At 36.9% G+C, this 8,745-nt stretch carries 7 protein-coding genes and 2 tRNA genes; 2 read left to right on the top strand and 7 right to left on the bottom strand.

Annotation, left to right across the window (positions count from 1 at the left end):
• Positions 1–6 precede the first annotated feature (6 nt).
• Both MMU05_RS19935 and MMU05_RS19930 read left to right on the top strand, forming a co-directional pair.
• Positions 7–79: transfer RNA gene (locus MMU05_RS19935), tRNA-Cys, on the top strand.
• Between the two features lie 130 nt (positions 80–209).
• Positions 210–280 (top strand) — tRNA-Cys (locus MMU05_RS19930).
• Positions 281–394: 114 nt separating this feature from the next.
• On the opposite strand, the gene MMU05_RS19925 is transcribed toward MMU05_RS19930, so the two are convergent.
• From MMU05_RS19925 to MMU05_RS19895, 7 genes are all read right to left on the bottom strand, one after another.
• On the bottom strand, positions 395–1,528 hold the full coding sequence (locus tag MMU05_RS19925) for a hypothetical protein (protein ID WP_241143424.1): 1,134 nt from the start codon (positions 1,526–1,528) through the stop codon (positions 395–397).
• A complete protein-coding gene (locus MMU05_RS19920) occupies positions 1,525–2,709 on the bottom strand; it encodes a hypothetical protein (protein WP_241143423.1) in 1,185 nt (394 codons plus the stop codon). The genes MMU05_RS19925 and MMU05_RS19920 overlap by 4 nt, the downstream gene beginning before the upstream one ends.
• A 157-nt stretch (positions 2,710–2,866) precedes the next feature.
• Entirely contained in the window at positions 2,867–3,469 is a 603-nt protein-coding gene (locus MMU05_RS19915; RefSeq protein WP_241143422.1) for an outer membrane beta-barrel protein, read from the bottom strand.
• A gap of 259 nt (positions 3,470–3,728) precedes the next feature.
• The gene (gene rpsA / locus MMU05_RS19910) at positions 3,729–5,522 is read right to left on the bottom strand and encodes a 30S ribosomal protein S1 (RefSeq protein ID WP_241143421.1); all 1,794 of its coding nucleotides are present in this window, start codon (positions 5,520–5,522) and stop codon (positions 3,729–3,731) included.
• A gap of 193 nt (positions 5,523–5,715) precedes the next feature.
• A complete protein-coding gene (locus MMU05_RS19905) occupies positions 5,716–6,873 on the bottom strand; it encodes a 6-bladed beta-propeller (protein ID WP_241143420.1) in 1,158 nt (385 codons plus the stop codon).
• A gap of 61 nt (positions 6,874–6,934) precedes the next feature.
• Positions 6,935–7,162, bottom strand: coding sequence for a hypothetical protein (locus MMU05_RS19900; RefSeq protein WP_241143419.1), 228 nt, complete (start codon positions 7,160–7,162; stop codon positions 6,935–6,937).
• A gap of 317 nt (positions 7,163–7,479) precedes the next feature.
• Complete coding sequence (locus MMU05_RS19895) at positions 7,480–8,658, bottom strand: 6-bladed beta-propeller (RefSeq protein WP_241143418.1); 1,179 nt, start codon at positions 8,656–8,658, stop codon at positions 7,480–7,482.
• Positions 8,659–8,745: the final 87 nt, after the last annotated feature.

Raw genomic sequence — 8,745 nt, 5'->3', positions numbered from 1 at the left:
TTACAAGGTCGAGTGGCCGAGTGTCAGGCAGGAGTCAGCAAGACTTTATACGGTGGTTCAAATCCATCCTCGACCTCCAAAAGCTTCCCAATTTTGGGGAGCTTTTTTTATTCTAGCAAAATAAAATGAATTTTAACTGAACCAAAATTTGGTTATAGTCCGTTTGATTTAATTAGTAGAATCCCTACATTTGCATTCCGTAAAAAAACGGTCGAGTGGCCGAGTGGCTAGGCAGAGGTCTGCAAAACCTTGTACAGCGGTTCGAATCCGCTCTCGACCTCAAAAAAAAAGCATCCTTGAAAAGGGATGCTTTTTTGTTTTCTGTTCAAGGCTGAAAAACTTTAGATGATAGAAAATTCTTAGACAAGGGGGAAAGAAACCGAATGATGGTATTTCATTTTTTGACCAATTTGAGTTTATAGAAAGTGAGATGGTTTTGCTCTTCCCCTAGAAAATCATCATCTCTTAAGGCATAGAATGGCTTATCTAGAGATTCGATATTGAGTATGAAATCAATTTTTGAAGGAAGCATTACCTCGTTTGACCAACCATATCCGTACCGGTAGATTTTGAGATAATTCTTAACGAAATGAGGGTACAGGTAAAAATTTTCTCTTTCTTTCAAGTTGTTTTTTACAAAAGTATCACTATCAATTCCTCCATGATAGGTGACGATGATATGGTTCGAATCCGAAAAAATGCCCTGAATCTTTGCTTCAAACATCTTGGTCATTTCTTGGTACGTCACAGGCGTTTTTTGCCCAGGCATCAATTTAAAGTCGATAGGATTGATATCCATACTCCTTTTCCATAGAATACTATCCCCCAAAGCATATATATGCAAAATGGGCTCATTAGAAAAAGTTAGGTAGAGGCTGTCGTTTTCGATGGTGAAATTGAGATCGGGTCGGTTGAAAAAATCATCCCCGCTGAATTTCGAAGTAGAAGGGGTTCTCACCACCGGGCTTGATGTTTTTGTCTTCAGATCATACAATTCCAAAAGAGGGTAATCTCTATAAAAATGGTCAATATAGGGACTGACACCATTGCGCCCAGGATACCATACCAGCATTTTTTCTTTCCAAAAAGCAATGTTTTTTCTGTTATAGGCACCCCCTCTTGCTTCACCCAAAAAAGGCATTTCCAACCTTTCTTTCAAATTAAGATCAGCATCAAAATGATAAACATCTTTAAATGATGTCGTTCCAAAAAATTCACCGTTATACTCAACCAAAGACTGTAAAAACGATATAGACCCGGGGCCTTCTAGAGGAAATTCTTTCTTTGTAAGAATATTTCCCATAGAGTCAAACCTAATTAAAGTGCCACCTACCATGTCTTTAACCAGTCCAATTCCCTTATTAAATATTCCCTCTCTAACATTCCCCAAATAATCCACCTGGATAGAATCCAAGATCACAAGTTCCCATTCGTTTGAATCGGCTTTATTTTGTGATTCTCTTTCCTGCTTTGAACAACTGCAGATCGCTACCCAAATCAACAGTATTGCAATGTTGTTTTTTATCATTTCCCTACCAATTTTACTTTGTAAATTCTTAAAAAATCTTCTTCCTCTTCCTCATTTGGCGCTTTTTCCATCCATAGAAATCCACCGCCTGATGCGAAACCACTTATGTTTACTCCTCTGGGAAAATCAAGGTTTCCAATTACTTCCAAAGTCTTTTGATCCAATATCAAAATCCCCTGATTGACTTCACTTTCAATTTTTTCATAGAGCAATTCAGCTTCCTCTTCACTTCCCAAACTATAAAGCGCTTCTAATTCCTTCATTTTCTCCTCGGGAATTCCTCCATAGTATTGCAACAGAATTTTGCCCTCCACGACATGTATGTTTCGAATAGCAGGAGTGCCACCTTTTATAATTACTGTACCTTCGGCAAATTCTGCCCTTGGAGTTACAGACAGTTTGCCGAAGCCGGGCCAATCGAGCATGACCACCGTATCCAACTTTGCTCCCTCAGGACTCAGGTCGTACACATTCAACCGCTGCTCCCCACCCAAGGCGATGTATAGTTTGTCCCCGGCGGCTTCTAATGCCGGAGCATAATCACTTTCAAAATAGCCGTTTCCATCCAAAAACTGACTTCCTTGCTCAAAAGGCACGATTTCAATGAATTTTTCATCCTCAATATCGATAAGCTCTAAAGCCCTGAAGCTGTCATAAAATTTTTGTTCTCCGGCGAAAGTCTCCCGGGTACGGACAGATTTGCTAAGCAAATATTGCTTTCCATGAAGTGTTGCCGTTTCCATTCCCTTACCCGAAAAACTCATAAAACCCGCTCCCGCCAAAGTCTCAGGATGCGCAAGCTTTTGTATCATATTGCCGTCTAAATCATAGATAAAAATCCCATTCATCCCGGCCAAGGCGAGTTGATCTTCATTGACGAAACCGGGGGATTCCATCAGGAATCCATAAGAATCAGGGGTGTCTTTATTTTTCGAAAATTGGCTCAAAATAGCTCCTGAGCTGTCCGTGATGATAAATTCGCTGTTGGCAAAATCATAGAAGACAAACCGGTCTGCTTTTGGGCTGACATCCGTAATCAAGGGATCGCCCAAAATCTGCAAATCCAGCGAATCAATAACCTCAAACGAATAAATGGTAGGAATTTCTAGCTCCTTTTTTTCAGGGCCTGAACACGAGCAAAAAATTAGGAGGACGAGTATATAAAGTTGGAGATGTTTCATAGTCCAAACTTAGAAAAAACTTCCATTATTAAATTTATTCTTAGTTCATTTATTCAAATTTTATCCAAACATTCATTTGCCTCTAATTCGCACCAAGCTATAAATGGGGAAGAGTATAAAAAAAAGTGTCCGCCTTTTGGCAGACACTTTTCTATATTTAAAATCTATACCCAACCCCCACCTGTAAACTGAATACTTCCAACACTTGGCGGGAATCAAATTCCTGTTTTTTGAAAGGAATCCATGAATGCCTGCTGAAATTCGGAAAAACGAAAAGGCTCAGATTTTCTTTTTCGATTCTTCCTCCGATACCAACAATGTATCCGATTCCACTTTGATCCTGAGAATTGAACATGTCATTAGTCAGTTGAAAATCTATTTGAGGGCCTGCAGAAAGGTAGAAATATTTGAGAAACTCAAAGTCTGCCAATAAAGGGATAGAGAGTAGTTTTAGAGGTTCCTTAAATTGAGAAGGACCATGAGTAGGCATCCCAGTTGGCATACGGGTCATGATTTTCTCCGCCTGAAAGTACTGAAGTCCCGTATTAAATCCCCATTTTTCATTAATCTGCCTTCTATACCTGATTCCAAAATCCAAAGCTGAATTCAATTGGTAAGATGAAGCACCGATTACTTCAAAATTCCACCGCATCCGGGCCTCAGGAAGACCATAATAAACCTGGATTTCATTGTTTTTTTGAGAAAGGGCTGAAAAACTTATACCCATCAGCACCATTATGAATAAACATCTTTTTGTCATCTGCCTTAAAACTTGGAATACCTATTTATGACGAAAAAAAATTTAGAAATGCGACAAATTAAAGTAAAACGCTAATTATTTTTATTTGGAGCTAAAAAAAGTTAATCCTTCAAGGTTCTAAAAAACTCAAAGGATTAGTTATAAAAAAAGTGTCCACCTTTCGGCAGACACTTCTTTAAATTTATCTCCAATCTTCAAATTCCATGAGAATCTATCTCATGTCTTGAATCTTGTCCCGATAGCTATCGGGACTCATTTCTTATTTCTTTCCGCCTTCCATCTTCTCCTTCAGCTCAGCCAAAGCATCGATGTCACCGAATGTTGATTTCTCTGCAGCAGCAGGAGCCTCAGCCTTTGGTTCGTCAGCTTTTTTCTTGCCTTTCTTAGCAGCTGCAGCAGCTGCAGAGTTTGCAGAAGATTTAGCATCTTCTTTGTAAGAAGCCGAATGGGAAAGAACAATCCTTTTGTCATCTTTAGAGAATTCGATTACTTTGAAATCCAAAGACTCACCGACTTCTACAGTAGATCCGTCTTCTTTCTCTAGGTTTTTGGAGGTCGCAAAACCTTCAAGACCGTAAGGAAGCTCAAGAACTGCACCTTTGTCATTTTTAGAATTCACAGTACACTTGTGCACTGATCCGATTGGGAATACAGTTTCGAAAGTATCCCAAGGGTTTTCTTCCAATTGCTTGTGTCCAAGTGCCAATCTTCTGTTGTCAACATCAAGTTCCAAAACAGCTACCGCCAATTCGTCACCGACTTTTACAAACTCAGATGGATGTTTGATTTTCTTGGTCCAAGATAGGTCAGATACATGTACCAAACCATCGATTCCTTCTTCCAATTCTAGGAACAAACCGAAGTTGGTCAAGTTTCTTACCACTCCTTTATGTTTGGTAGCCACTGCGTATTTGGTAGACATGTCACCTTTTGTCCAAGGATCTTCTGTCAACTGCTTGATGCCCAAAGACATTTTTCTTTCGTCTTTATCCAAAGTCAAAACAACCGCTTCGATCTCGTCACTGACTTTTACGAAGTCAGCAGGATTTCTAAGGTGCTGCGACCAGCTCATTTCAGAAACGTGGATCAAACCTTCGACGCCAGGAGCCAATTCCAAGAATGCACCGTAATCGGCTACGTTGACGATTTTACCTTTCACTCTTGAGCCAACTTCCAATTCAGCTGACAAAGCATCCCAAGGATGTGAAGTCAATTGCTTCATACCCAAAGAAATTCTCTTCTTGTCATCATCGAAGTCAAGTACCACAACCTGAACTTTGTCGTCAAGGTTAAGAACTTCTTCCGGATGGTTGATTCTACCCCAAGAGATATCAGTGATGTGAAGCAAGCCATCTACACCACCCAAATCGATGAATACACCGAAGTTGGTCATGTTCTTGATGACGCCTTCCAATACCTGACCTTTTTCAAGGTTGTTGAGGATTTCAGCTTTTTGCTTCTCAAGGTCTTTTTCGATCAAGACTTTGTGCGAAACAACTACGTTATCGTTGGTGTGGTTGATTTTAACCACTTTTACTTCCATTTTCTTACCTACATAGATATCAAAATCCCTGATAGGCTTCACGTCGATCTGAGAACCTGGCAAGAAAGCCTCCACACCGTAGATATCCACGATAAGACCACCTTTGGTTCTTCTTTTTACAAGACCTTCGATCACGCTGTCATTGGTAAGGGCATCTTCGATGTCAGTCCATGCACGTACCATTCTTGCTTTTTTCCTTGAAAGGACAAGCTGTCCCAAGGAATTTTCCTGCTCTTCGATGAATAGTTCTACCTGATCACCGATTTTAAGATTGGGAAGGTCACGGAATTCGGATACTGGAACCAAGCCATCAGATTTGAATCCGATGTTGATGATCACGTCCTTGTCATTGATCCCTACTACGGTACCTTTGATGACTTCTTTTTCTGTGATCGTGTTCAAAGTTCCGGCATACATGGCTTCCATGTCGGCCTTTTGGTCTTTGGAATATCCGTCACCAAAACCTTTGGTGGAGAAATTATCCCAGTTAAACTCTTTTTGATTAGACATATTGTGTGATTGACCCTGACATTCCTCCATCCTAGGGTCATAGGATTGAGGCTTTTAGTTGATGAAAAGTCGCTGAGAATCAGTCGCAGAGACCCCGTTCACCCGAACGGACTGCAAATGTAAGGTTTTTTTGGAAAAGGAGAATAAGTGGTGGAAGATTATTCAGCTATTTTACAAATCAAAAAACAGTTTATTATCTCACATTAGCTTTAATTACAACAAAGTTATCATTTTGAAAATCATGTTCATTTTTTCTATAAAACTGATGAATGCCATCCGGTTTATTAAAATTATTAGAACTGATTGATTTTCCCCCAAAACTTTTGAGATACTCTTTTTGAAAACTTCTTGAATCTTTGAATAAAATAATATTCCCATTGAATTGGGAAATTGGCGAAAAATCGCCATCAAAATTATCGATATCATTGATGAATTTCGAAGCAACTGTATAACTTTTTAAGTCTTCATTTAAAATAACGTATTTGGTCTTTAATCCTATTTGAACAATTGTTGCCAAGAAATTATTCTTAAGTGGAAGAAACGAAAATATATTTTCTACCATATTATTCTCCCTTAAGTAGGTATAACGTTCCGGAGAAAGCCCGAATTCCTTTCTCTTTTGATCTGGAAAATTATACCTTCCAAAATCAAATTCAATCTCATTTTCGATATTCCCAGTTTCATCAAAAACAACTACTTCGTTAGATGTGTCAAGTTTCAAAAAAATCTTTTTCCTTAAATCGTCTTTTAAGAAACCAGAAGTTGAAGAATAATTTATCCCTATGAATTCTTCTTTTACTTTTTTCATCCCTAAAAGGTCATTTCTATTTTTTCCAATAATAGAAAAATTCTCGTACTCAGGCCTATTCGCAAAATACATTAATAGTCGATTGCTTGATTGATGAATGTTGTAAGGGTGAAATTCAATTTTATTTTCCTCTTTGAATGCTCCCGACAAATCAAACTTTATTAATTTCTTTAGATTATTGTCCAATATTAAAATTTCACCTAGGAGAATTTGGAAATCTTCCAGATTTAAGAATTCACCAGGTCCAGGCCCGGATGATTTAATGATTCTTTCAAATTTTCCCGAACTACTAAATATTAATAGATTATTTAGTTCTCTGTCCTGAACAAAAATCCCAAATTCATTTATTGTTAATTTGGCAGGGTTTATAAGCGGTACACTATCAGGTATTTGGAGAAAAATATATTCAAAACGCTGAAAAATATCCGAATACTTCAACTCTTTAGTATCGTTCAAATTAATCGAAATTTTTTCTTTGTCGATTTCTTTTGAACAACTAAGAAAAACGAACAATACAATAATGCAAAAGAAATTTGGTTTCATATTAAAATTTTTAAGAAAATAAGCCTGCATGAATTACCATTTCATACAGGCTTATTTAAATTTAACCTTCGCCACATGGAATTTGAGAAGAAACTGAACATGATGCATTCTCCATTGGCCTGCATTTTACAACCCAAAGTGTACCAGCAACGACAGGATAGCCACACGGTTCAAGTTTTGGTTCATAGCCCTGTTCTGGCAAAGATGCTTGGCTTTGTACTTTCCCAGAAGAAAACAGCATTGCCACCATTGCAAAACCGAACGTGGCTGATAAAAGGTACTTTTTCATAAGCTTTAATAATAAATGGTTAAAGATAAATTAATCCTATGAATGTAAAAAAAAAATAAACTGCCAAATTTTTATATATAAAATCTATAAAAATTAATAGGAATTTTTTCGTTTTTTAAAAAAAACAATATACCTAAAAGGATATAATATTCGAAATCCGTAGTTTAAGGAAAATTTATCAGCCTCATTATTTTGAAGTATATGTGAAAGACCAAATTATAGCCTGTATATTAAGTTTTGGTTAAAATCCTTCAGGTCTTCAAAGAATAACAAAAAACGAAACCCCTGAAATCGCTCTCAAGGGTCAAAGAAGTAGCTTATTTTTTAAATTTATACTTGGCCAAAATCAAAAAATCATCCCTACTGATCTTCTTTGCAAGGGTCGTAAAATTATTGTCGAGTTTGCCTAATTCTTGTTTATTCTTTTCATAATGTTGGAGGATTTCCTCAGGTTCAAAATAGGAATACAGATAATCTTCATCCATGCTTTTAATGATTCCAAATCCCATTCCACGATCCAAATCATTCACGATTTTTGAAGAGAGATAAGGTATCTTTTCTTTCATGTCATATACAAAAAAATCAATTCGTGGCTTTTTTCTAAAAGCAGATGCAACATATCTTGAATTACCGAATAAATGGGGAGAGTGAGTAGATATGTTATTAAATCCATCTCCATTTAATCTATTTACCAATTCAAGTATAGGAATGCCGTACAACTTGGACAAATCATTTTGGGAAGAACCAAAATCAAGAAAGAGCTTTTTACTGATTTTCTTTTCAGAAATGAAATAAATAGTGTCGCAAAAATTTAATGAAAACATGATTGTTTCTCCCATTTTAAAGAGATTATTCTTTTCTCCCATGTAATTTAAGACTTCCGGAAAAATAGGTTCTAAAATTGGTTCTAAACTATCCTCATCAGGTGAGTAATTGTATAGAATTGCTTTGTCAATTCCTGCTCTCAGTTCAGGAGCCAAGACCTCAGGAAAATAAAATAAATACCTGTCATCATCCAGTTTTAAAAATTTATAAGGTCTGTTTCTTATTTGAATTTCACTGCTGAAATTCCCTTCCAAATCGTATTTAATGAGGTGATTTCTGGAAATGATAATCATATTTTTATTAATTTCATCAAAATCCACATCCGTAATCTGAAGATATTCACCCGGTCCTTCTCCATAGTGACCAATAGAGTTGAGGAAATTCCCATAATGATCATATCTCAATAAAGTATGGTTGCTCCAAAAATCTGCCAAAATAATCCCCTCTTCAAAAACGAATAATTTGTCAGCTTTGGCAAAAGGTTTATTTGGGTTTTCCAACACTACATACTCAATCTCGTCTACAATTTTTGATAGGTTTTCAGGCTTAGCTTCATCGATGTAGATTACTTCTACATTTTGGTCCATTGGCTTGGAATTACATCCGAAGAGAACCGATGCACAAAAAGCAATGACAAGGAGGGTTTTAAAAGCAAGATTGTTTTTTGACATAGAATTGTATTTAACTCAAAAGGGACATTAAATTTCTAAGGTTCCTGAAATTAACTAAAAGACAATGTACAATAAAATTCTAAGGCC

Origin of the sequence: Cognataquiflexum rubidum, assembly GCF_022538115.1 — a bacterium.
Classification (GTDB): domain Bacteria; phylum Bacteroidota; class Bacteroidia; order Cytophagales; family Cyclobacteriaceae; genus Cognataquiflexum; species Cognataquiflexum rubidum.
The sequence above is the reverse complement of the archived record's forward strand: the minus strand, read 5'-3'. Positions and strand labels throughout refer to the sequence as shown.